This is a genomic window from Veillonella orientalis (assembly GCF_018406505.1).
Taxonomy (GTDB): Bacteria; Bacillota; Negativicutes; order Veillonellales; family Veillonellaceae; genus Veillonella; species Veillonella nakazawae.
On sequence record NZ_AP022322.1, the window covers coordinates 1,837,252 to 1,863,506 of the forward strand.

The following is a 26,255-nucleotide window of genomic DNA, read 5'->3' on the forward strand; positions in this document are numbered from 1 at the left end:
ATAAAAGACACCATATGGTGTCTTTTATATAAGCTATTTTATTATACATTGTATATAATTAGTGTCAAATTTTGATGGCTTTAACCAAATGTATTATAAAGCGCGCGTTAAAATTTCACGAGCTACGTCTGGTGTTACATCGCCTTTTTCACCAAGTCGAGTCATGCCATGGTCTTCTAATTGTTTCACAACTTTATCAACTGCTTCTTCGCCTAGACCATAGTCTTTCAAATGTGTAGATACGCCAAGGGACTCGAAGAATTCACGCGTTTTAGCGATAGCCTTATCTGCTTTTTCTTCGTTTGTACCTTCTGTGATATGCCATACACGTGTAGCATATTGTGCCAATTTTTCAAGCTTGTCTGCTTTTTTCACTTCTAACAATGCAGGCAATACGATAGCTAATGTAATCCCATGGTCGAGATGGTACGCCGCAGTTAACTCATGACCGATAAGATGTGTTGCCCAGTCTTGTGGCACGCCGGCACCAATCAAGCCGTTTAATGCTAAGGTAGAGGCCCACACGTGGTTGGCACGAATATCGTAGTTTTCTGGATTTTCTACCGTTTCTTTGCCGATTTCAATCATAGTTTTTAAAATACCTTCACTAAAACGGTCTTGAATACGGCCCTCTACAGGATATGTTAAATATTGCTCTGTGGTATGCACAAAGGTATCAATAACACCATTCTTAACTTGTTTTTCAGGCAATGTGAAAGTCAATGTTGGATCGAGCATGGAGAACTTAGGGAATACTAAGCTACTGAACACAGGATATTTACCATCACCATAAGTAATAACGGCACCATTGTTCATTTCGGAACCCGTAGCAGGAAGTGTCATAACTGTACCAAATGGTAATGGATTTGGCACCATTTCCACTGGAACCGCTGGTACACCAGCTTTCATAACCTCAATAACAGGACCATCATAAGTAGCGCCCATAACGATAAGTTTTGTAGCGTCTACTACAGAACCGCCGCCTACAGCAAGAACGAAATCTACTCCATGTTCTTTAATGAAAGCTACCGCACGTTCACACGTTTCAAGAGATGGGTTTGGCTCAATACCGCCGAATTGCTCTACCTTACGATTACCAAGTGCCTTTACAATGCGGTCAATAAGACCACTGCGCACAGCAGATCCACCGCCGTAAGTAATAAGCACCTTTGCATCCTTTGGAACCAATGTATCTAATTCACCTAAACGATCTTTACCAAATACGATATGTGTAGGGTTATAAAAATCAAAGTTAAACATGGGGACCTCCTAAGTATTATGTTTGTATTCCACCATTTTAATTGTATAAAACTTATCTTTATTATATCATATTTCGATTTTTTTAGATATATCTAGATAACGCTACTTTCGATTACTTAATAACGCTACTTTACAATCATCGTAAAAGCCATAGTTTTAATCTATAGCCAACCCCTATATTTTTATCTATATACAAAACCCCATTTACATGATAGGATATATCCATTATATATATATAGAAAGGGATGTTCACATGAAATTAAAAAAATTTATTGCCCCTCTTCTCGTTGGCGTTTTAGCATTCGCCATCGCAGGCTGTGGCACAGATACAAATCAATCTAGTCAGGCACCAAAGGAAATTAAAATCGGTGCTACTGCTGGTCCTCATGCTCAAGTTGCTGAAGCCGTTGCAAAAGAGGCTAAAAAACAAGGTATCGACCTTAAAGTTGTAGAGTTCTCCGATTATGTAACACCAGATAAAGCCCTCGCTGATGGTGACATTCAATTGAATGCGTACCAACACGTGCCATTTATGGAAAACTTTAACAAACAAAATGGTTCCAACTTAGTAGCAATCGGTAAAACCCTTTTAGTGCGTATGGGATTATATAGTAATAGTGTACATAGCGTACAAGATGTACCTGAAGGCGCTACGGTTTCTATTCCAAATGACCCTACTAATGGTGGTCGTGCATTAGTATTATTAGCTAAAGCTGGATTAATTACGTTAAAAGATGGTGTCGGCTTCAAAGCAACTGTTGCAGATATCACATCTAACCCGAAAAATATAAAGATTCAAGAATTAGAAGCAGCTCAATTACCTCGTAGTCTAGATGATGTAACAATTGCAGTTATTCCAATGAATTATGTACAAAGTGCTGGCCTTAGTGTAGAAAAACAAGGCTTCTTCTTCGAATCAAAAGATGAACCACTAACAGTTATCGTACTTGCGGTACGTAGTGAAGACAAAGACAATGAAACTTACAAAAAAATTGCAGACATTTACAAATCTGATGCAATTAAACAATTCATCAACGATACTTTCAAAGGTAGCATTACCTCTGCAAACTAAATAAACAAGAACCGACCTCTATCAAATTAGAGGCCGGTTCTTTTATTTATAATGCTAAAAAGCGATACCCTAACTTTTTAGAGTATCGCTCTTATTTTATTCTTTAGTATCACTCACGTTTATTCTTCAGTGTCGAATGTAACGTCCAATGGTTGTCGTTCCACAATATTGCGGTAACGGACCTTTGGATAGCCCATCAAGATACCACCAGCAATGATTTTATCCTCAGGTACACCTAATAGGTCCAATAATGGTTTATATTCTGCTTCTCCAGCATGTTCAAAGAAGCCTGCCCAACAAGTGCCTAAACCTAATGTTGGTGCATACAACTCTGCATAAGACAAGCAAGAATGACCACTATCGTGAGTACGATGAATATCCTTTTTAGAACCGATAGCCACTACTAACGCAGGCGCATCACGCAAGATATATTCCTTACCTTTATCCACTTCAGCTTGTGCTGCACGAGCATAAAGACGCATAATAGGCACAGTTTTTGCAGCTAAATGCATCCACTCAAGAACGAGATCTGCAATGCGGCGCAACTTTTGTTTATCCCGAATAACAATATAGGAAATACCTTGTGTATTTGTCGCTGTTGGAGCCATTCTCGCAACGTTTAATACCTTGCGAATAAGCTCAGCAGGTACTGGTTTATTTTGATAATTACGAATAGAGCGACGGCTGCGTAAGAATAACTCAGCTTGCTCTGGCGTTAATTTTTGTTCTTTTGTGATATCAATTTGCTCTTTACGTGGTGTCATATCACTATCAAGAGCAAGTGTAGGGCATACAGAAATACAATGCCCACAGGAGATACAACCTCCTTTGCCAGTTACAGGTCCATTTTCGGACATCACTAGCAAGCCTGTCGGACAGTCAGCTACGCAAAGGCCGCATCGTGTACAGACTTCTGTATTGACGGTAAATAACATCTGATAAATCCTCCAAAAACTACTATAAAGCTTATTATAACACACAAAATCATATGATATCTAGTTTTAACCAATCAATCTAATTGTAATGGAGCTAATCTCTATTTCTACATTTGCCTTTTGGATGGGGCCCCGTTTCGTTAGTACAACTTGGTAAAAAAAGTAAGTATACACTTGTTTGCTCCGTTCTTCGCAATGTCGCTGCACAAGTGTATACTTACTTTTTTATCACTTTACTTATAAAGGTGTCCCATCCCAAAGGCAGATATAATCTATCTATAAAACTAGCCTAGCTCCATTACAATTAATCCCTAAAATAAAACTCAGAAAACACCATGATTTCACGCATCATAATAAACTTTATAGTAGTGGCGCCACGCCCTCCAACTGATAAAAACTTTCTTATATCTCTATGAGCTAAAGGTAGTTTTAATTCCTCTTAATTTGATTAAAGTGATGTGATTTCATTCCGTCTATATGTTCAAATAAATCAGGCGAAACATGAGCCCATAATGGGTCCAATACAAAATCTACACCTTCACGTCTTGCCAACTTAGCAGCAGGAACAAAATCACTATCCCCAGAAATAAGAATGATTTGATCTACTTGTTTTTTTAATACTAAACTCGCCACATCAATTCCAAGTTTCATATCTACACCTTTTTGCTCGACTTTTAGTTGTAGGTGCTTTTCTTCCAACTCGCCAATACGACCTTGTATAAGCTTTTTAGTAGTATCTACCGATAAATAATATCCTGCATGTGCATCCGATAACTTTCCCAACCGCAAAGCCACTTTTCTTTGTGATCGTAATGTATCTATAAAGCTATGCATCCAGGAATATAACTCACTTTTACTTAAATCAACGGTTTTTCTCGTAATTGGATTAAAAACCTTTTTACCACTTGGTAAGCAATCATAATAAAAAATACGATATAAGGTTTTTGATTCTTCATTTTTCCCTTTTGCTTTCAAATGGGACAAACAATATTTCATCAAAAACTTTGCTGCAGTATCCGCATCAAGATACCCTAACTCTGAATACAATCGCTTTACAAAAAAACCTCCATCAACCATAATGGCAACCTTTTGCATGATCCCCTCCCGATTATATCAAGATACAAAAAAAGGCCGTAAAACGGCCTTTCTATGACTGGGTTTCGAAACACTCACAATATTGGAGGATTTACTCGCCAATCCTTATATTGATTTAATAATAAACCTTATTAAAGGCTACGTCAACAAAAATATAAATCTAATTGACATATATCTTTATATACAATCCAAACTCAGAACTGTATCAAACCTCATAAATATAACCGCCCTCGCCCCACAAAAGTAGATTGAGTAAATATCAGATGTAGCTTGTGATGGAGAGTCGTCAATATATAAAAGGAGATTAGTCGCTTGCTATGGGACTAATTCATAGTAGGTGTTATAAAAATAAAACTAGGTATTTCTGCAGCGACTTTACGAAGGACGGAGCAAGGAGATACCTAATTTTCTAAAATCTCCCACCCCAAAGCAGATTGAGTAAATGTCAGATGCAGCTTGTGATAGGGATCATCAATATATAGAAGGAGATTAGTCGCTTGCTATGGGACTAATTCATATTAGGTGTTATAAAAATAAAACTAGGTATTTCTGCAGCGACTTTACGAAGGACGGAGCAAGGAGATACCTAGTTTTATTTTTAATTAAGTTGTCGTAGTGAAACGGGGCCCCATAGCAAACGACATAATATCTACTCAATTGCTGGGGCCCCATCACAAGCGGAAAGGATTTTACTCAAATGCTTTTATAAGTTCCATGTATTCCGCTTTGTGTGTCATTCTCCAGGTACCAAAGTCTGGTTCTGGAGATTGGTTAAGAATGTTAGCCAAGGCTTCTAGAAATTCTGGGATTTTTGTAGCTACGATATTACCTGCCATTTTACCAAAGTTCTCAGAACCCATATGTTCTGAGCCACCGTCCACAAGAATAAATGCCACAGTTGGTTTTTTATCTACTAGTTTTACAGCACCATGAAAGCCAATTTCACCGATTTGGTGTGTACCACAGGAGTGTGGACAGCCAGAGATGTGTAAACGGGGTATTTTTCTTGTATCTACGCCTTTTTCTTCAAGGTGTCCGAAGATATCTTTCAACAGACCATTGGAGTCTTGCATACCGATTTGACAAACCGTAGAGCCTACACAGGATACGGAGCGGCGGAAGTCATTTTCTGCACTATCATCTGTTAATTCTGCAATTTTACGAGCCTCATCAGCAGTAAGGTTGATGAAGAACAATGCTTGGTCTGGCGCAATACGAGCCTCCACTTGATCCAGTGTTACTGCATAGTCGAGAGCAGCCAATAGATGTTCTACATTAGCATCGCCACCTGCCGGATGGTATTCTACATAGTATAAACCTTCTTGTTTTTGACGGTGAATACGATCATTTTCCACAGAATTATCACGCTTACCTGTTTTCGTAATTTCATACGCATAGTCAGCTGGATTAATGGTTAATTGCTCAACTTCTTTCACCATTGCCAATGTTTCTTCATAAGTCTTGATGAAAGCTTCAGCCCCGCCCATTTCAGCAGGCATGTAACGGGTACGAGCCTTACCGCGGTTTTTGAAATTGCCATGGTTAGCAAAAACCATAAGCATAGCTTTCACATGATACAATACATCCTCAGGTTGCACATCATGTGCCACAGGAATACCAATGCGAGGATTTGGGCCAATACCACCACAAGCGTATACATCAAAAGTATTGTGTTTCGTTAAATTGAAACCAAGGTCCTTGAATGTAGCATGAGGCGTACTATCAAAGCCATTGTCGATGCCCATTTTGAACTTGCGAGGGATTTTGATATAGAACATTTGCTCTAAAAGGAACTCGCTAATAGCCGTTGCATACGGCGTTATGTCGAGGGTTTCACGAGGATCAATACCGCGCAAAATACTAGCCACTACATTCGGATTGTCTCCACCAGCACCGCGATTATAGATACCATGGTCATAGCATTCTTTATAGAGGTTTAAAATAGTATCGCCATCGAGGCCATGCATTTGTAAGCATTGGCCGGTAGTGAAATGTACGTGTTGTAAGTTATATTTACGAATAGCATCTGCTAAGAACTGCATGTGCTCGCGCGTCATACGGCCCCCATTAAAGCGCCAACGGCTCATACCGGAGTTAGCACCGCGTTCGGCGTAACTACCATAAGCACCAGATTGGCCTTTATAGTCCGCAATAGACATTTCTTTCTTATAGAATTTGTGCGTCATATCTTCAAACTTTGGATAATCTGCAATTAATCGATCTTTCAATTCTTGTGTAATCATACTATTACCCTCTTGGCTTATATCTATTAAGCATAATACAAAACTTTGTATTGGTTAGTATACCATATACGCATACATATGTTAGTAGCCAAGCTCACAATTTTAATATCAATTACAAATAATATGCTTTACAATCTGTAATAATAATCACTTTTAATTAGGGTATTGAAAAATCCTAATCACATAAAAAAAGAACAGCCCAAAGGCTGTTCTTTCATTATTATTAAATTGTACTGTGTAGAGATAATTCTAAGTCTACCTATTAAACTCGACCTTCATTAGGATTGTTATAGGCATCTTTATCGATAGTGCCCATGATTTTATCTACTACAAGCGCATTTGTTAAGGAACCAGATACGTTCAAGCATGTACGGCCCATGTCGATTAATGGATCGATAGCAAGGATTGGGCTGATAGATGTGAAGTACGCACCAAGGCCTGTACCACTAAGGGATACAGATGCAGCCATTGTAGCAGTACCAGGAACACCTGCGATACCAACGGAACCGATTGCGATAACGATAACACTCATGATGTACATAGTCAAATCGAATGGAATATTTGCTACATTAGAGATATATACAACTACGAGTGCTGGGAATACGCCGGCACAACCTTGCATGCCCGCAGTAGTACCAAATGATGCTACTGTATTAGCTGTTGTAGCATTTACACCAAGACGTTTTGTCAACGTTTCAACAGTCAATGGCAATACGCCCATAGAGGAACGAGATGTGAAAGCTAACAAGAGTGGAGCTTTTGCTTTTTTGAAGTATGTAATTGGGTTGTAACCAAAGCTAGCAATCAAGATAGCTTGAACAACGAACATAATCAAAAGACCAACGTAAAGCAATACTACGAATAGACCCATGTCTAAGATAGCTTGCAAGCCACGTGTTGCCAATGTAGATGCCAACAATGCAACTACGCCGTACGGCATAAGACCAATAATGAAGTCTGCTACCCAAGAAATCAATTGATGAAGTTCATCAAATAACTTAGTGAAGATTTCCATGCTATTTGTGCCTGTTTTCTTCAACAAACGAGCAACACTACCCAAGATAATAGCAAATACTACGATGCCAATAACATTAGTTTCAGCAGCTGCTTGAATTGGATTGCTTGGAATCAAAGCACGGAATGTATCAACCATTGGTTTGATTTCGCGGATTTTTTTACCGGATTCAACGATATCAAAGCCTTGACCTAAACCAAAGGCGTTACCTAAGATTAGGCCAACCACAGCAGCAACTGCTACCATGCCGAGGTTTGTAGAAATCATTGCCACTACTAATTTCTTAAGATTAGCACCTGCTTCCATGTGCAAGATAACGTGTACAATAGAGATAAAAACGATAGGAATAACAAGCATACGGATCAAATCGATGAAGCCGCCCCCTACTAGAGAGAACCACTTGGTACTTTCTTTGATGTAAACCACTTTAGATGGATCATCTGGGAAGCCCGCAATGATTTGAACTGCAATACCGAGTACGGCACCAACAATGGTACCAATAATAACGAGATTACCGAAGGATGTGCCCTTGCGTTGCAACACATAAATACCAATTAACGCAAGTACAAACACCGCGATAATACCAATACTTAGTGGATTGCTTAACATGAGGTAATCTGTAAAGAATGGAATATTCATAATACACCTCTTTTAATTCATATCATAATAATAGGTTATAAGCTTAGTATAGCATATATCGAAAAAAATACAAGTAAAACAATTAAGATTCTCTAAGTTTAACTATGCTGATTCTGCAATGTACTTTACAATGATAAAGTTTTTTAGAATCGTAAGTATATAAAAAGGCGACCTTCCAAGGAAGATCGCCTTTAGTGTATCTAGTTGTTATATTATCTGTTAACTAAGATATATGTAACACGGATAGGACCATGAGCACCATCTACAGTTACCAACTCGATATCAGCCGTACGGGACGGACCGGAAATCAAGCAAACGTTTGTAGGGAATTTGGATGGATCGTTATGGTAACGTTCAGCCAAATGTTCCATAGTTTGTGTCATACGTGGGTTGATTGTATCAGTATATAATACAGCAACATGAGTTTCTGGCAACAAGCTGATTGCACGACCAGATTCTTCAAAAGATGCTTGTACTACAGTAGCTGTTTCAGCAATACCGCAGAATGGGAATGTAATACCGATATCAGCATTAGCTGTGTTAGAAATATTTTCTTCACGACCTTTAGCTGGGTCCCATTGGAAGTACGTACGAACACCACCATTAGAAGCTGCGTCTTTTTCGAATAATTCTTTTAATTTATATTCTTCAACCTCAGAAGTACTTGGGAAGATTACCTTACCATTACCACGTTCTTCGATAACAGCCATAATAGTTTCACCCAATTTATCAGGTGTAGTATCTACGAATTTTGTACCTACTCGTTCACATTGCTCTTTGAACATAGTGATAACTTGTTCACGAGATAATTCTTTGAACATATTTTCTTGAGGACCATGGCTATAATCAAAAGCCGGTACAGATGTAGGCACTTGATCACGGCCTAATGCACGAGATAAACGTGCAACAAATTGATTACGTTTAACTTCATCCATTATTTTTTCTCCTTTTTCTTGTTCTTTTCATGTTCAGCATACAAATCACGGAATTTCTTGAACTTCAATGTACCCATTTCTTTGGATTTAGTCCAGCCATTCATTACTGGAATAGCTTGAGTCCATTCAGGCATATTGCCTTCTTTGTTACTAATTAAGTTCATACCGATAGCGCCAGCTTTTGTACCAAGGTCGAACAATGTGGAGTTGCCGAACATCTTAGCAGCTGCTGTGAAGATAGCTTCTTCAGCTTTTGGACGAGTTTTTTCGATGTCAGCCATAATATGACGGTGTTCCATCAACAACTCATGCAATGGAATAGCTACTGGACAGTTTTCTGTACATGCGCCACACAATGTGGAAGCGTATGGAAGGTCGCCTGCTACTTCGTAACCTTTGAACAATGGAGTCAATACAGCACCCATTGGACCTGGATATACGGAGCCATAACCGTGACCAGAAACGTGACGGTATACAGGGCAGATATTCATACATGCACCACAACGGATACAACGAAGCATTTCTTGGAATGTACCACCCAAGATACCGGAACGACCGTTGTCGATGATGATGATATGAGTTTCTTCAGGACCATCAGCTTCACCAGCGCGAGCAGGACCAGTCATCATGGAGAAGTAGTTGGAAATTTTGGCACCTACTGCAGAGCGGTTCAACATTTCCATCATAACGTCAAGAGCTTTAAAGTCAGGAACGATACGCTCAGTACCCAAGAAGATCAATTGAGTCTTAGGAATGGAGCTGGCCATACGACCGTTACCTTCGTTGGAAACGATAGTACAAGTACCGGACTCAGCTACCGCAAAGTTACAACCATTAACGCCTACGTCAGCTTTCAAGAAGCGCTCACGTACATAACCACGTACGAAGTGAGTCATTTCTGTAGGATTTTCAGTACCTGTGTAACCTAATTTTTCAGCGAAGATTTCACGGATTTTATTACGTTCAAAGTGAAGACCAGGTACTACGATGTGAGATGGTGGGCTTACTGCAGTTTGCAAAATAAATTCAGCCAAGTCAGTTTCGTTTACTTCGATACCAGCTTCTTCTAATACTTCGTTCAAACCAATTTCTTCAGTTAAGATAGTTTTGGATTTTACGATCATTTTTGCTTCGCGTTGACGAAGAATATCTAAAGCGATTTGAGTCGCTTCTTTATCGTCGAATGCAAAGTGAACTTTAGAACCAGCTTTTTCAGCGTTTTCAGCAAATTGATTTACATAGTAATCTAAGTGCTTAAGCACATGATCGCGAATTTCAGCTGCTTCAGCGCGGAAATCTAACCATTCAGGAACATCCGCAACTACTGTATTACGTTTATCATAAAACACGTCTTGTGCTTTTTTGATAGCTGCAACTTTGAAATCGTCAGCCAAACATTCTTTTATACGTGTTTTATAGGGGCGATTGTCATATATAAGTGCCATGTCGTCTCCTCCTTAACGGCAGTTTAAGATTTCAGCAATATGCATTACTTTGATACGGCGATTGATTTCGCCTTCTTTATGAAGACGGTCTAGCATACCAGCGATGTTCATCAAGCACGCTTGGTCAGAACCGGAAATTACATTAGCACCTGTGCTAGCGATTTCCAATGCTTTTTCACGTGTCATAACTTCACTAATCTCAGGGTTTTTAACAGAGAAAGTACCGCCAAAACCACAGCAACGGTCTGCACGTGGCAATTCGATCAAGTTGATATCTTTAACGTTTTTAAGGAGTTTGAAAGGAGGCTCTTTAATGCCCATCAAACGAGTTACGTGGCAAGATGTGTGGTATGTAACGGACTCGTTGAAACGAGCGCCTACATCTTCAACACCTAATACGTCAGTAATGAATTGAGTGAATTCGTAAATTTTGCCGCTCAATCGTTCTGCACGTGCCAACCACTCAGGTTGATCTTTCAAGAAATGTTGATATTCATCACGGATTGCAAATGCGCAAGAGCCGGACATGCTGACTACATATTCAGCGTTTTCGAAGCATTCGATTGTATTCTTAATTGCATCCATAGCTGCTTCGTTGTAACCAGAGTTAGTGAACATTTGGCCACAACATACTTGTTTCTTAGGTACTACGAGCTCGCAACCTAATCTTTCAAGTACTTCTACACCAGCCATGCCTACATGTGGGTAGAACATGTCAATCAAACACTGTTGGAAAAGATGAATTTTCATATTATCGTCCTCGTCTTTTCTAGTACTTAACCTAATAAAAAATTTTGATATGTATGTGTTATGGCAAGAATTCTAGTGAAAGTTTTCAATAATTTTCTGCCCGAAACATTACTTATGCTTTTAAATAAATATTCAAAAGCTTTATCGATATAATTATAAATTAATCATATAGAAAATGTCCAAAGAATTGCTATATTAGTATGCACCCTTTTATTTCTCATATCGTTATGACTTTTTGTAATAGCAAACATTGCATTTTATCACAAATGCCTTCTTATTTATAAATTATTCATGTAAAAGTCCCTTAAATTCTAGATTTTGGGAATGTTTATCATTTCGCATTTTCCAATGGCTCTCATATCGTTATTTACCTATAATTCATTGAATATTTATATAAATAGGCTTTAATTTTCAAATTCATGTAACTTTTATCCTTATATATTACATTTTCTTATAGTAGTGTATAAATTTAAAAAGTGTTATAATTTATTTTATATAAGTATAGTTTGAAAGGAGCCTTTTCAATGAAACTAAATAAATTATCTTTATCCTTAGCTATTACATTAGCCCTCGGTTCCACATTCGGCATGGCTCACGCTGAAACAACTGCGGCTCATGTAAAATCTGAAATATCTGCTACAGCTAATAAAGCTGAAGTGGCTGCTAAAGCTGATGAACACCGTGTAGATACATCTGTTAAAAATGATGCTAAACGTATTGATACTTCTGTAAAAAACGATGCTAAACGTGTAGATACATCTGTAAAAAATGACGCTAAACGCGTAGATACTTCCGTAAAAAATGATGCTAAACGCGTTGATACATCTGTTAAAAATGATGCTAAACATGGCACTACAGTTGTAAAACATGATGCAAAACATGCTAATACATCCGCTAAAGCCGATGCTAAGCGTGTAGATACATCTGTGAAAAACGATGCAAAACGTGTTGACACTTCTGTAAAAAACGACGCTAAACGCGTTGATACATCTGTAAAAAATGATGTTAAAGAAGATGCTGCTAAAGTAGAAGGTAAAAAAGCTGTAAAAGCTAAAGAAAACTTACCTGCTGGTGTATATCCTGACACTAAAGATAACTGGGCTCGCGATGCTATCCAAGCAATGACACAAGCTGGTTACCTTTCTGGTTACGCAGATAACACATTTAAACCTAGCGCTCAAATCACGCGTGAACAAGCAGCTGCTATTTACGGCAAAGTATTACAACATAACTTAAACGAACAAGAATTAGCTGATATCGTAACAAAAGAATCTTCTACATCCTACTCTGACGTAGAAGCAGATCGTTGGTCCAGCTCTGCTATCAAATTAGTAAGTGCTGCAGGCGTAATGGAAGGCACATCTAAAACAGCTTTCACACCTAGCAAAACTATGGACCGCGAACAATTCGTAGCATCCGCAGCAAGCTTGGCTAAGAAATTAAATCTTTCCACACCTGTAAAAACAGAAAAAGTAACATTTAAAGATGAAGCTAGTATTTCCTCTGCTTACTTAGCAGATATTCAATACATGGCACAACGTGGCATTGTAGCATCTGGGGCAACAGAAAACTTTAACCCTAAACAACCTGTAACAAGAGCACAAGCGGCAACAATCTTGAACCGCATGCTTAATGGTGCTGGCCTTGCAACACAAAAACATACTACAACTGAAGCTAAAGCTGAAACAGCTGTAAAAGAAGATGTAAAAAAAGCTGATACAGCAGCAGAAAAAGATGCATCCAAAGTAAGTAAAGATGCAAAAAAAGATGTAGCTAAAGCTGACAAAGCTGCAAAAGCTGATGCAAAAAAAGTTGAAAAAGACGTAAAAGGCAATAAAAATGCTGCAGTAGCTCAAAAAACTGAACCTACTCGCACAGTTCGCCCTGTTCGTCGCAGTACTTTAAAAGCACTTGATCAAAAACAACAAGCTGCTTTAGAAGATAAAGTATTCAATGAATTGAATAAAACATATAAAACAGAAGATGCGTTCCAAGATTATGGTGTAATGTACTGGCGCGATAATCAATTGCACGTAGCATTGAAAACAGATAGCGATATCTCCACAGTAAAAGCTAACCTTGCTGCACGTGGTGATTCTACTGTAAACAACTATGTTGTAGTTGAACCATCCCAATACAGCCAAACAGAATATGATGCAATCGATGCGAACTTCCGCAACTACTACAACAAAAACGAAAAAGCTGGTACAATCCTAGCTACATTCCCTGATGTAGAAAACAACCAACTTTATGCTGTTGTAACAACTGCATCTAAAGAAACTCAACAAGGAATGTCTAAATTATTCGGTTCCAAAGTAAAAATGACAGTTAAACGCTAATAGGCGTTCACTCAACTAGCCAAGGCAGCGTATACGTTTAGTATTACGCTGCTTTGTTTATATCACTATGCATGCCTTATTATTCGCTATATAATGGATATAGATTTTATTGTTGGTGAAAGTTTATATTCTTCGGCTATAGAACATTAGCCGTTTACCATAATTAGGAAGGATTTTTATGTACAAGAATACCCCTTATGTATTACGTGCCCTTGTTTTAGGCACACTATTAGCTACAACAGGCCTTAGTTTTGTGTCTGCTAATACTACAACTCATGCTCCTGCAGTAGCCTCCACAAAAGCTGAAGCGTCTACAGTAGTCAATACAAAAGCAGTTACACCAAAAACAGATGCTTCTAACGTAGAAGCAACTAAAGTAGAGTCTCCTAAATTTGATGCTGCTAAAGCTGCCACACCTATGGTTGTAAATACATCTATTGGTACGCCTCAAGATATTCAAAAAATCCGTGCCCACATCTTCTCTGATGTACCTAGCGATTTCTGGGCTGCCAACTCTATCAGTACTGTAACGAAAGCAAATCTTATGAAAGGTTATTCTGACGGTACATTCCGACCTAACCAACCTATGACTCGTGAAGAAGTAGCTGCTCTCTTCAACAACATCACAGATGATGGTACAGCAGCCTTCTTATCTACCAAATTTAAAGATATTACCTCTGATCGTTGGTCCGCTCTTGCTATCGAATCTGTAGCGCGTAAAAACATCATCAGCGGTTATGGCGATAACACATACAAACCAGAAAAATATATGTCTCGCCAAGAATTTGCAGTAGTAGCTGACAACTACATTCACTACTTAGGATACACAACAGAAGATCCAACAGCACTTGATAATATTGCTTATGGAGACCAAAAATTCGTAGCTCCTTGGGCTCAAGATGCAGTTCGTGAACTTGCATACCTTGGCTTCACAAACTACGCTCCTGGCACATTATTTAACCCTGAAAAATATGTAACACGTGCTGAAGCAGCTGAGATTGCATACCGCATGACGCAAACAGAGCAAGCACTTGCATTCCACAACACATTGTTCAAGCAACAAGTAGAAAATAAAACAGCTACTATTATCGATAAAACATTAGGCTATGGCAACGACTTCACAAAATTCCGTCAAGACGGTGCCCTCTTCTGGGATGGCGGCAAGTTACATGCTTCTTTAACAGATAAGAAAAAAGCTGATGCTGTGGCACATGCAATTTCTGAAACTCAAGATCCACAACTTGAAAGTGCTCTTGTAGTATCTCAAGGTAAATTAAATCAAGCTCAACTTGAAGATTATCAATCCGACGCGCTTGATTTATACAAAGCTAAAGAGCCAAAAGGTAATATCATCTCCATCCGTCCTAATGACGACACAAGCGCTCTTATCATCACAGCAGACTCCGTTCAAAAGGACACTGTGAAAGCTTTCAAAAAGAAATTCAAAAACAATGTAGTAGTACAATTACCACAACCAGAGACAGTAAAACCGGATGCAGCAATCCAATTCCCATTGCCTCCACGCGTAAACTACTACGATACAACAAATAAATAATTAAATAAGCTCAATAATAAAAAGCCGTGTTCTTACACGGCTTTTTATTGTATCCCCATCAAAATGTATAATAAGACTATTATAGGGTTATAGGACAAAAAGTGTTGCTATTTCAGTCCCAAAGATTGGTAAATAGGCGATCATAATTATGCAAATCGCTCCAAACAATAGCATCACCCCAAGTTGGAATAGAGGCTTCTAACCTAGATTGTTCATGTATGGTATGATATATATCAGAAATACTCTTGTTGGTCGGCATAACCTTAAGTATTTCTGCATTAGAAAGCGGGTTCGGTGAGTGCATATAGCACCACCAGAACACCGCTTTTATTCGTCTTTCAATAGACATTCCTCTATGATTACGTAACATAGCGCGTAACTGAGCATTTACGCCACCTTCTATACGATTATTAGTAGCCGGACAGGTACATGTTAATGATGTATCTAAGTAAGTAAACAAACATCTTTTATTGATTAATTTAATTAAGGAATTTTCTGCTTTTATGAGTCGTTCGTGTTTAGGTCGTATCGTACCATTTTCGTCAACGGTCATTTCTGATAGAAATACTCTATGTCGTACTTTCCATGACATAACGTTTTGTACCCACTTTACGGCATGATCTTGTGTGTGTATCGTTAATAAATCCCTTGCAATTCCATATAATTCACGGCCAGCAATCGTTTTAGGACGTATTGTTGTATAGCGTTTTACTTGTTGAAATGCGTGAAATAAGCATCTTTGTAGTTTGGCCTTCGGCCAAACTTTTTTTAATGCCTTTTGAAAGCCGGTACCACCATCGGATACAACTACTGTAGGTGGTGAAATACGTCGTAATAAAGCCTCCCAAGCCTTAGAATGTTCATATCTACAAACATACCAGCCTAAGACATGCGTCTCATTACAACAGATTAAAATGCAAGCATTTCTAGCTAAATAAATACCATCAACAAATACTACGCTACTTGATGATTCAACTTTTGGTGGTAATGGCCAAAGTTCCCAAAACTGTGATGTTTTTCTCCGAAATGAACGTCCATCACCAGCCATATCTAACTGTGTGTGTTTACCAAATAACCAATCCAAAAACATCTGTAAATTATTGTTAGTTTTATTCACTTTATTTGTGAATGAGCAAGAACATTGATTACAATACCAACGTTGAGAACCCGCATTTGTTCTACCATTTTTCTTACAAATGAAACCACAACTAGGGCATCTGACTAGTTTCATAATTATACTCCTTCTAAAAAATATATCTTTCTAGAAAGATAAAACCTTATTTGAGTCAGTAAAATCAAGGGAGTTCAGACTTTTTAGCAACACTTTTTGTCCTATATGTAAAAGTTACTCAAAAAGATAAAATGCCGATAGAGCCAGTATTTAACTACCTCCATCGGCATTAACAGCAACACTTTTTGTCCTATAACCCCTATTATAAGACCTATAATGCAAAAAAGAACCGCCCCCGAAGGAGCGGTTCCTCTCACAATAAAACAGCTGTTACTATACACACATAATCGAATTCACACAGTTCGATTATTTTTTTGTCACATCATTTTGGCGGTCACGTAAGTTACCAACTGGTACATATACGGTACCTGCACTGTGGATTGTATCCACGTCTTGTTGTAATACCATTACAACAGAATAATCATCAGTTGTGTAGAATTCAGTAGGCATTTTATCGATGTTTACTTCGCCGCCCAATTGATTTTTCACATCTTGATTATTCTCGATAGCATTCACTAATTCTTTTTTGTTAAGACCACCAAGGTCATACAAGGATAATTGACGACCTGTTGTAGTGTTGAATGTGAAGCCTTTTACATAGTTGACGCCATTAGCAGCACGATCACGCATTGTGTACGTATGAATCAATACACTGAAGATACCATTTTTATCTGTTTTAACATCGTAGTACATAACCACATTTGTTTTATCAGCGTCTTTGGCATTCATTTTTTCTACGTCGTTTTGTACTTTGGCAACGTATTTTTTGATAGTATTATTGATTGCTTTTTCTACAATTGGACTAACAGATTTAACTGTTGGGAACACTAGATCAAGATGATCTGTAGTGGATTCCACTGGAGATACAGCCACCTCTTTGCGGTCCATATAGCGGTCCGCATTAGGTGCTACTACTTCAACTGCATCGCGATCAACCTTAGATGCTACAGAGCGCAACGCACGGTTTTGCTCTGGTGTAGCAGTACTAGAGATACGGTATGTTAAATCGTTGCGATTTACTTTATTCGTATCAGCTTGAACTGTTTGCACTGTGGCAGTGTCTTTAGTTACAGGAATTTCGCTTGCTGCGAAAGATACTACTGGCAATGCAGCAGCCATCATGATGAGTACAGACTGTTTTAATTTCATTGTTTAACCTCTTATTGTTGTTCTTGCTCAGCTTTCATTGCTAAAGCTTCTTCTTTATTGAATTTGTGAGTTACAACACGACGAACAAGGTATAAACCAGAGAAGATGAATGCAAGCAATCCTAACCATTGTGCTGTGCTTTCAAAATCAGGGCCTACTAATTCAAGTGGAGATTCACCACCACCAGTTGTAACGGACAATACAATAATAACAGCTATGATTACACCAATCAAGCTTTCACCAACAATCAAACCAGAAGCGAAGAGAACGCCACGGCGGTTAGATTGTTCAACATCGTACTCAGCGAGTTCGCCAGCACGCATTTTAGCACGAGCCACTAGGTAACGGCCTACGAAATAGCTAATGAAAGAACCTAAGATGAGTGGCACTTCCAATGTTGGAGGTAAGTAGATACCCATGCCAACTGCCAATGGAGGCAATGTTAAAGAAGCTGTTGTGCTCTTAAGAATCAAGTTAACGATGATTGCTACTACGCCAACACAAACGCCAATCAAGATGTAATCCCAATCCATGCTGGAACTGAAGATACCTTGAGCAATTGTAGTCATCAAAGTTGCTTGTGGAGCGGATAATGCAGCATTAGGGTCCATTTCAGCACGTGGTAACGCACCTGTGAAGCCATATGCTTGGTAAAGCAAGTTAAGAACAGGAGCAATTGCAACTGCACCAGCTACAGAGCCAAGTAACAACGCAATTTGTTGACGCCAAGGTGTAGCACCAACGAGTTGACCTGTTTTCAAGTCTTGCAAGTTATCGTTAGAAATAGATGCAATGGCGATAACTACGGATGTCATGAAGATAGCCATAGCTGTAGCGAATTGTACGCCTGCTTCTGTAGCGAACAAGTTATTTTCAGAAGCGATGAAGTACACCACTAAAGAAGAAATAATAGTCGCCAAGATACCAATACCAGAGATTGGAGATGCAGATGTACCGATAAGACCTGCCATGTAACCACATGCAGCAGCTACGAAGAAGCCGATTAGCAATGCTACGAGAACACCTACGATAACAAGTGTCCACATTAAGCCCGCGCTAATAGGTACTGCAGATACGAAGTCCCAGAATGTAAGAACTAAACCTAAAAGGATGATACCGAACACGATGATAACAGATTTTGTGCTCATATCTGTATCCATACGATGCAACGCACGTTCACTAGAACTGCTGTTCATGGATTTAACAGAAATTTTCATACCTTCGATAATAGGTTTGATCAATGTAATCAAAGTCCAAATCGCTGCGATACCGATAGCACCAGCACCAATAAAACGAACTTTAGATTTCCAAACAGCCATAGCAAATTTAGCTGTAGCACCGCCGTCTGGAGCAAGCATATTAGTCAAGTAAGGTACAAAGCCAGCCCAAGCGATGAGTACGCCAACTAGGATAGCGATACCAGAAGCGATACCGATAAGGTAACCAGCACCTAACAACGCTGTAGAGAAGCCCAACGGAATTTGAGTAATACCCTTGCTACCTACAGGAAGCCAGAAGCTCATGCTGTCCCCAAGCACTTTGAAGCCGTTCGCACAAAGACTGATAAGACCAGCTACCAAACCACCGGATACGATGTCACCCATACCGGAGCTAGATTGAGATCCCTCGCCAGCATTGTGAGAGCCAACTTTCAAAATTTCTGCTGCTGCACGTCCTTCTGGATATGGTAGATCACTATTTACTACCATGGCACGACGCAATGGAATGGTGAATAACACACCAAGGGAACCACCGCATGCGCAGAGCAAGAATGTTTGCCAGAATGGGAAACCATTCCAATAGCCAAGCATTAGTAGACCTGGCAAGATAAAGATAATTGCGGACAAAGTACCGGCTGCGGAAGCCTGTGTTTGTACCATGTTGTTTTCAAGAACGTTAGAATCCTTGAAGAAACGTAAAATTGCCATTGAAATAATGGCTGCCGGAATGGATGACGAGAATGTCAAACCAACCTTCAAACCGAGATATACGTTAGATGCTGTAAAAATAACAGTAATTAATGCACCAAGTAGCATCCCACGTAGTGTCAGTTCCGGCAGATGAAGGTCATGGCTCATAAAGTCATGTTTCATAAGTACTTACCTCCTCTGTGAAACTAGAGCTTACAACAATATAATAAGCTACTTCCATTTTATCGTGTTAAAGCGATGTTGACAATAAAAATCCCTATTTTCTGACTATGTATACACGGCAGAAAATACTATGTACAAAAAACTACCCTTCCAGATTGTGCCTCATTATCATTCAATAAGTATAGACATTTCAGATCATTCAAGCTCTCATCTGTATAAGAATACTATGTGTAAAGGTAATTATACCCCTTTAATTATATCTAATTGGTATTTATTATCATTTTCTATTATATTTTTTCTTTTTTTTAGCATATGATGAATTGCAATAAGTAATGCGACAAAATTAAATCAATTTTCTAATCTCATGTTTAAACATGTCAAATGGTGTTTTAAACCCAAGGCATTTCCTAGGTCGATTATTAATCAACATTAATGCTTCTGTTAGTTTATCTAGTGTAACTTTAGTTAAATCGGTTTTCTTAGGAAAAAATTCTCGAAGTAAACCATTACTATTTTCATTAGAACCTCGTTGCCATGCTGCATAGGCATCGGCAAAATACATGGGGATTCCAAACTCGTTTTCAACCTGTTCATAGCAAGCAAATTCCTTACCACGATCCACCGTAAAGGTTTTAAGTAATTTGCTGGTTAATGTATTGTACAGAGAACTAATAGCTAAAAACATAGAATCTTTAGATCGATCATTCATTTTTATGGCCACATAGAATCGTGTTTTACGTTCAACAAATGTAGCTAAACAGCCTTTGCTTTGACCTCTGGAAGAAACCATTGTATCTAGTTCCCAATGACCAAAAATCTCCCGGTTTTCAACTTCTTGAGGTCGTTCTTTAATGGTCCTTTTAACATTGAAGCGTCCACGGGTTTCCTGTGTGCCGGGCTTTTTTCCTTTCCGGCGAAGTACTTTCTCTATTACAGCAAGAAAACCACGATGGATCCAAGAATATATTGTTTTAAAGCTTAGAACCCCAACTAATTCAGAACCAACTATTTCTTCTGGAGACCAAGTTTGTTGTAACCTGGATTCAATTAAAGCCGCTAATTGAGGGGTTAACTTTGTTGGTCTACCTTTATTAGCAGACTTACTAATTGCTAACTGTTGAGCTTTAATCGCAGAATATTCACCTTTAACGCGATTTAATTCTCTTGCTACAGTAGAATGGTGGACACCGATTAAGCTAGCAATTCTACGAACAGAGTATCCTTCTTTTCGTAAAACTTCTATTTGACTTCGTTTTTCTATGGTAAGATGTATGTAGCTCATATTAGAGACCTCCGTGTCATGTATTTGTGGTTATTTACATTTTACACGAGATCTCCAATATGAGTCTTTTTATTTGTCGCAATATATTTTACAATTCATCATATAATAAAAAAGAACCGACAGTAAGGTCGGCATGTCTTTTAAGGAGGTTGTAAACATTATGGAAACAAGAATTGAATACGATTCAATGGGACCAGTCGAAGTCGACGCTAGACGAATTTACGGACCTCAAACGCAACGCTCGTTCAATAACTTTAAGATCGGTGACCACCGTATCCCTATTGAACAAATCAAAGCGCTTGCGCTTGTAAAAAAAGCATGTGCTTTAACCAATGCAAAATGTGGCGCAGTAACTGAGGAAAAAGCGAAACTCATCGCTCAAGTAGTTGATGAGATCGTAGACGGCAAATGGGATGATGAGTTCCCGTTAACCGTATTCCAAACAGGTTCTGGCACACAAACCAACATGAATGTGAACGAGGTAATCGCTCACCGGGCTAAACAGTTAGATGAAAGCAACCCGCTCCATCCTAACGACGATGTAAACCGCGGCCAAAGTACAAACGATACATTCCCTACGGCAATGCATATCTGTGGATACTTTGAAATTACAAAACGGGTAATCCCTGCATTGGACGGCCTTATCGCATCCTTTGAAAAATTACAAGAAAAAGGAAAAGGCTTACAAAAGGTTGGTCGTACTCACCTACAAGATGCGACTTTCATCATGGTGGACCAAGAAATTAGCGCCTTTGTGGACGGCTTAAAAACTGCTAAAACTATGCTCCTTCAAAACGCTGACTACCTACTCGATGTAGCCCTTGGTGGCACTGCAGTCGGCACCGGTGTAAACACGCCTAAAGGCTATCTAGACGTTATGGAAACTGTATTGCCAGAGGTAACAGGTGCTCCATTCCGCGTGAAGAACAACAAATTCCAAGGGCTCTCCCTAAAAGATGCGTTTATGATGGCCCACGGTGCACTTAACACATTGGCTACAACGCTATTTAAAATCGCCAACGATGTCCGTTTCTTAGGCTCTGGTCCTCGCTGTGGCTATGGCGAATGGCATCTACCTGAAAATGAACCGGGCTCCTCCATCATGCCAGGCAAGGTAAATCCTACACAATGCGAAGCCTTGACCATGGTATGCGCCCAAGTATTCGGTCACAATACGACTATGACCATCTGTGCAGGTAGCGGTGCGTTCCAATTGAACGTGTACATGCCTATCATGATTTATGACTTTGTTGAAAGCTGTCGCCTCCTTGCAGATGCGATGAATTCTTTCACAACACACTGTATCGACGGTGTAGAATTTGTACCAGAAAAACTCAACTTCTTTGTAGAACAATCCCTCATGATCGCTACATCCTTAACACCATACATCGGCTACGATAAGAGTGCTAAGGTTGTAAAAGAAGCGTACAAACGCGGTTGCTCTATTAAAGAGATTATCTTGGAAGAAAAACTCATGACCGAAGGCGAATTCGCTGAAGCAGTTCGCATGAAATAAAATCTCTCATCTCTATGACATATCTGTAACATCCTCTCATACCTCAAATGAAATCAGAACCACCCGTAAAACGGGTGGTTTGCTCACGGGCTATAAGCCCGTAGTACTAGGCCAGCGTCTAAAGGCGCTGGCTTTCACTACGTTCAAGCCGCATAGCCATTGACTCGTAACGTTCCCCTTAAAGGGGATGTGTATTACTTGCTACCCTTAAAAGGGTCCTCATATTCTTTTACACTAAGTTTATCTTTCATTTGGTCATGTAACTCTTGCTCACGTATATATTTCTTTACTGTAGCCTCATTTAAACCTACTGTACTAACATAATAACCCTCGGACCAAAAGTGTCTATTTCCAAATTTATACTTTAAGTTTGCGTGTTTATCGAACATCATTAGTGCACTTTTCCCTTTTAAGTATCCCATAAAAGATGATACTGATATTTTAGGCGGGATTAATACTAGCATATGCACATGATCAGCCATAAGCTCCCCCTCTATAATCTTGACGCCCTTATATTCACATAAACGTCTCAATATTTCACGTAAACTATTTCTGTATTGATTATATATAACTTTACGTCTATACTTAGGTGTAAATACTATGTGGTATTTGCATAACCATTTTGTGTGCGCAAGGCTCTGTGTCTTTGTTGCCATATAAAATCACCTTTCTTTTGCATATAATGCGGCTTGAACACCTACATTATACTTAAGCAAGGTGATTTTTTTGTATAACTTTCGTTGCCGCACCCGCATAGCGGGTGGTTTAATGATTCGCGACTACGTCGCGAACCAGTCTAAAGACAATAACGGAAAGAACCCTCGATACGAAAGCGTATCGGGGGTTCTTATTAATAAATTAATATAGTAAAAAATACTAATTACGATTCTTCTTAAACATGTCGACTTATTTCGCTAATTTTATAATTACCACTTCTACATACAATATTAAACAAACCGTCAGAAAGACGTATCAAAAAATGTTCTAGATCATTGGCGTTTAAAAGATTTGCACTATCATGCACTAATTGCTCTATTAATGTAGAGTTAGTAACTTTATAGAAAAAATGATGTGGAAAGTCCTTTCTATCTACAGCTGAGGTAAAGTTAAATTCATTCAAATATAAGGCTTGCTCATTAATATAGGAGAAATTTATTATTTCATTAGCCTCTACAGATAACTCTTTATTATTAACATCAGTTAAAATCAACTTAATACTATCTAAATCATAATTAAAAGAGGTTATATCCAAAAAAGTAGTATTAGACAAAATTTTATAAGCTGGAACCCATATATTATTCATTATATCTTACCTCATCTGTCTTAAGCTCTGATACGATATAGTATCGGGACTTTTATTTATAAATTATGACTTCAATACATACTTAATAAAAAGAAAACCTAAAGCATAAAAAATTAATACACCAAGATATACATATGGTAATGAACTTAGCAATTCATCAATTGGAATACCATTTAAAAGACGATATAAAATCTGAACTATAGGAAATATAATAGCTACGATTATAATACTATAAAATAAAAACTTAAAAATACCTTTCACTTTACTGCTCCCACAAAACAAAAAACTCTATATAAATACTCTTTTATATCCTACGTTTTACTATTCTAATATCTCATAAGTTTTATAGCTATTAATATTATAAAAAATACGATTATAAAAACATATTTCATATTGAATACATTATTAATCTCTTTAAATCCATTTTGCTTAAATGCTTGCATTAATAACTTTACTTGTTTACGACTTAATATATATAAAACTATGTGCAATACTATCACCGCTAGTATTGTTGCTTTTAAATTTCCTTCGTATCCACCAGTTATCATTGAGCAGATAAGAGCTATATCCATAAGAATAAGCGGAATAGTACATATAATAACTCTGTAGATAAAAAATTTACTATACATTAATCTACACCTATAAAATAGCCCTACCATATCAATGCTTCAATCTAATCAATCATTCAATTAAATATCATCCACAATAATATAGCTGTCATAAAATATAAATAATGCACTCTCTTCTTTAATCAACACAATCAAATTTTTAACTCTAATATATCACAATTATCATATAAGTTCATATAATAAAAAGAGGTATTGTATTTTCACATACAATACCTCTTTTTATTTGTACCCTATGGTTTTCTAATATTTTATAAGGTTTATAGTCATTAACAGCATCAAAGATAGGATGAAAATCATATCTTTCGTAGTTAGCAGTTCATAGGTCTCGTTAAATGTATCATTCTTGAATGCCTGTATTATCAGTTCTTCTTGTTTACTGAGTTCCAGGTATAGATCTAAATGGCATCCAACTGCTACTAGTACTGCTATTTTAAGATATCCTTTATATATATCCGCTGTCATATCGTAGAGTAGAGAGATATCAAATAGCACAAGTAGAATGGTACATATAAGAAATTTATGGATAAAGGATTTATTATACATGATTGTATCCCTATAAGGAGCATAACTTTTGACCTAAGCCACTCCATCAAAGAATGTAATGACTGTAATTTCTCGTGGGCAGTTGATACGGATTGGGAACCAGTGGCCTGTACCATTATTAACGTAGCACACGCTTTGTTCTTCTACGTAGCGCCCTTTTGTATATGGTGTACCTGTTGGTACCAACGACATGCCCATGAATACGATTTGTCCACCATGGGTATGACCAGAGAGGGTCAACGGAATTTTACGTTCAATGGCTTCTTCAAAGAATTCAGGGTGATGAGCCAATAGAATAACAAAGGCATAGTCGGGAATACCGGATAAAGCCTTATCAATCATGGCTTCACGCTTTTCTTTTTCCCGATCATTGTCGTACGCAACACCAGCAATATATACCGGTTGCTTTCCACCCATAATTTGAATATTGCTATTCACAAGAATATTCATCGGTGTATTGTGTTTCAGTTCATCTAGTACCTTATTCACATCGTGATGGTACTCATGGTTACCTAATATAAAATCTACACCATCTGGAATTTGTTTTGCAAAGGTTGTCAGTCTTTCACAAACCTGAGGCAACCAAGCGATTTTATCGATGAGGTCACCAGTAATAACAACGCGATTGGGCTTTTCTACAAGGGCGAGCTTTAAAATTTCATCAAGATCATCTAAGTCTATGCTTGGCCCTACATGAATATCGCTGAGTTGAACGATTTTATAGTCCTTTAACCCAGGCGGTAAGTTTGTATAACCGAAGCTTTCATGAGTAACCTCAATCTCATGTTGACCTACATAGGCTGCATAGCTAGAACCGCCTATGGTTGCTAATGGCACCACTGTGGCTGCCGTTCTAAAGAAGGCGCGACGGCCTGTTCTATTTTCCTCTGGCGTTTTGCTCCAAATTTTATTAACCGCCCAGTATAGTAAACCTAGGACGATGAATACAGGAATAGCCAAGAATAGGCCAAAGAGAAAACCGTAACTTTCAGTACGGAATAGATTCATCAACGGATAATACATCGTTCCGTATAGATCCACTTGATTGAGTATATAGTATCGGATGGCAGCGAACCACGCACCGATAATAATTATATAACCCACCCAAGCAGGCCATTTCTTTTTAGGCTTCCACAAATTGAGGAAAAGCGCCCAAAATCCTACCAATCCTATTACAAGGATAGCAGAAAAAATGATATTAAATAGAATTCTCATTCATTGCTCCT

The 26,255-nt window shown here is 38.3% G+C and carries 20 protein-coding genes; 4 read left to right on the plus strand and 16 right to left on the minus strand.

The features are described from left to right. Positions 1 to 93 precede the first annotated feature (93 nt). On the minus strand, positions 94 to 1,260 hold the full coding sequence (locus VEIS1202513_RS08490) for an iron-containing alcohol dehydrogenase (RefSeq protein WP_213467298.1): 1,167 nt from the start codon (positions 1,258 to 1,260) through the stop codon (positions 94 to 96). A gap of 253 nt (positions 1,261 to 1,513) precedes the next feature. On the opposite strand from VEIS1202513_RS08490, the gene VEIS1202513_RS08495 reads away from it, so the two are divergent. Then, positions 1,514 to 2,332, plus strand: coding sequence for a MetQ/NlpA family ABC transporter substrate-binding protein (locus VEIS1202513_RS08495; protein ID WP_105089831.1), 819 nt, complete (start codon positions 1,514 to 1,516; stop codon positions 2,330 to 2,332). 119 nt (positions 2,333 to 2,451) lie between these two features. Here the strand turns inward: VEIS1202513_RS08495 and VEIS1202513_RS08500 are convergent, their stop codons facing one another. The 7 genes from VEIS1202513_RS08500 to VEIS1202513_RS08530 form a co-directional block, all read right to left on the minus strand. Beyond that, entirely contained in the window at positions 2,452 to 3,267 is an 816-nt protein-coding gene (locus VEIS1202513_RS08500; RefSeq protein WP_105085051.1) for a nitroreductase family protein, read from the minus strand. Positions 3,268 to 3,696: 429 nt separating this feature from the next. Then, on the minus strand, positions 3,697 to 4,362 hold the full coding sequence (locus tag VEIS1202513_RS08505; RefSeq protein WP_213467299.1) for an NYN domain-containing protein: 666 nt from the start codon (positions 4,360 to 4,362) through the stop codon (positions 3,697 to 3,699). A gap of 689 nt (positions 4,363 to 5,051) precedes the next feature. After that, a complete protein-coding gene (locus VEIS1202513_RS08510; protein ID WP_213467300.1) occupies positions 5,052 to 6,605 on the minus strand; it encodes a nitrite/sulfite reductase in 1,554 nt (517 codons plus the stop codon). Between the two features lie 262 nt (positions 6,606 to 6,867). Continuing rightward, the gene (locus VEIS1202513_RS08515; protein ID WP_213467301.1) at positions 6,868 to 8,259 is read right to left on the minus strand and encodes a cation:dicarboxylate symporter family transporter; all 1,392 of its coding nucleotides are present in this window, start codon (positions 8,257 to 8,259) and stop codon (positions 6,868 to 6,870) included. Between the two features lie 212 nt (positions 8,260 to 8,471). Next, entirely contained in the window at positions 8,472 to 9,194 is a 723-nt protein-coding gene (locus VEIS1202513_RS08520; RefSeq protein ID WP_213467302.1) for a LutC/YkgG family protein, read from the minus strand. Further along, positions 9,194 to 10,639 (minus strand): LutB/LldF family L-lactate oxidation iron-sulfur protein, encoded by a 1,446-nt coding sequence (locus VEIS1202513_RS08525; protein WP_213467303.1) that lies wholly within the window; start codon positions 10,637 to 10,639, stop codon positions 9,194 to 9,196. The genes VEIS1202513_RS08520 and VEIS1202513_RS08525 overlap by 1 nt, the downstream gene beginning before the upstream one ends. Positions 10,640 to 10,651: 12 nt before the next feature. Beyond that, on the minus strand, positions 10,652 to 11,389 hold the full coding sequence (locus tag VEIS1202513_RS08530) for a (Fe-S)-binding protein (protein WP_213467304.1): 738 nt from the start codon (positions 11,387 to 11,389) through the stop codon (positions 10,652 to 10,654). 524 nt (positions 11,390 to 11,913) lie between these two features. Between VEIS1202513_RS08530 and VEIS1202513_RS08535 the strand changes: the two genes are divergently transcribed. Beyond that, the gene (locus tag VEIS1202513_RS08535; RefSeq protein ID WP_213467305.1) at positions 11,914 to 13,728 is read left to right on the plus strand and encodes an S-layer homology domain-containing protein; all 1,815 of its coding nucleotides are present in this window, start codon (positions 11,914 to 11,916) and stop codon (positions 13,726 to 13,728) included. A 178-nt stretch (positions 13,729 to 13,906) separates the two neighbouring features. Next, entirely contained in the window at positions 13,907 to 15,283 is a 1,377-nt protein-coding gene (locus VEIS1202513_RS08540; RefSeq protein ID WP_213467306.1) for an S-layer homology domain-containing protein, read from the plus strand. Positions 15,284 to 15,395: 112 nt separating this feature from the next. Here the strand turns inward: VEIS1202513_RS08540 and VEIS1202513_RS08545 are convergent, their stop codons facing one another. From VEIS1202513_RS08545 to VEIS1202513_RS08560, 4 genes are all read right to left on the minus strand, one after another. After that, on the minus strand, positions 15,396 to 16,514 hold the full coding sequence (locus VEIS1202513_RS08545; protein ID WP_213466934.1) for an IS1249 family transposase: 1,119 nt from the start codon (positions 16,512 to 16,514) through the stop codon (positions 15,396 to 15,398). A 306-nt stretch (positions 16,515 to 16,820) separates the two neighbouring features. Continuing rightward, complete coding sequence (locus VEIS1202513_RS08550; protein WP_213467307.1) at positions 16,821 to 17,663, minus strand: polysaccharide deacetylase family protein; 843 nt, start codon at positions 17,661 to 17,663, stop codon at positions 16,821 to 16,823. An 11-nt stretch (positions 17,664 to 17,674) separates the two neighbouring features. Continuing rightward, a complete protein-coding gene (locus VEIS1202513_RS08555) occupies positions 17,675 to 19,756 on the minus strand; it encodes an OPT family oligopeptide transporter (RefSeq protein WP_213467308.1) in 2,082 nt (693 codons plus the stop codon). Between the two features lie 343 nt (positions 19,757 to 20,099). After that, the gene (locus tag VEIS1202513_RS08560; RefSeq protein WP_213467309.1) at positions 20,100 to 21,038 is read right to left on the minus strand and encodes an IS30 family transposase; all 939 of its coding nucleotides are present in this window, start codon (positions 21,036 to 21,038) and stop codon (positions 20,100 to 20,102) included. Positions 21,039 to 21,198: 160 nt separating this feature from the next. On the opposite strand from VEIS1202513_RS08560, the gene VEIS1202513_RS08565 reads away from it, so the two are divergent. Next, a complete protein-coding gene (locus VEIS1202513_RS08565; RefSeq protein WP_213467310.1) occupies positions 21,199 to 22,554 on the plus strand; it encodes a class II fumarate hydratase in 1,356 nt (451 codons plus the stop codon). A 194-nt stretch (positions 22,555 to 22,748) separates the two neighbouring features. Here the strand turns inward: VEIS1202513_RS08565 and tnpA are convergent, their stop codons facing one another. The 4 genes from tnpA to VEIS1202513_RS08585 all read right to left on the minus strand — a co-directional run bounded on the left by tnpA (position 22,749) and on the right by VEIS1202513_RS08585 (position 26,244). After that, positions 22,749 to 23,210 (minus strand): IS200/IS605 family transposase, encoded by a 462-nt coding sequence (gene tnpA, locus VEIS1202513_RS08570; RefSeq protein ID WP_005380067.1) that lies wholly within the window; start codon positions 23,208 to 23,210, stop codon positions 22,749 to 22,751. Positions 23,211 to 23,446: 236 nt separating this feature from the next. Next, on the minus strand, positions 23,447 to 23,857 hold the full coding sequence (locus VEIS1202513_RS08575) for a hypothetical protein (RefSeq protein ID WP_213467311.1): 411 nt from the start codon (positions 23,855 to 23,857) through the stop codon (positions 23,447 to 23,449). A 326-nt stretch (positions 23,858 to 24,183) separates the two neighbouring features. Continuing rightward, positions 24,184 to 24,429, minus strand: coding sequence for a hypothetical protein (locus tag VEIS1202513_RS08580; protein WP_213467312.1), 246 nt, complete (start codon positions 24,427 to 24,429; stop codon positions 24,184 to 24,186). Between the two features lie 633 nt (positions 24,430 to 25,062). Further along, complete coding sequence (locus tag VEIS1202513_RS08585; protein ID WP_213467313.1) at positions 25,063 to 26,244, minus strand: metallophosphoesterase; 1,182 nt, start codon at positions 26,242 to 26,244, stop codon at positions 25,063 to 25,065. Positions 26,245 to 26,255 lie beyond the last annotated feature (11 nt).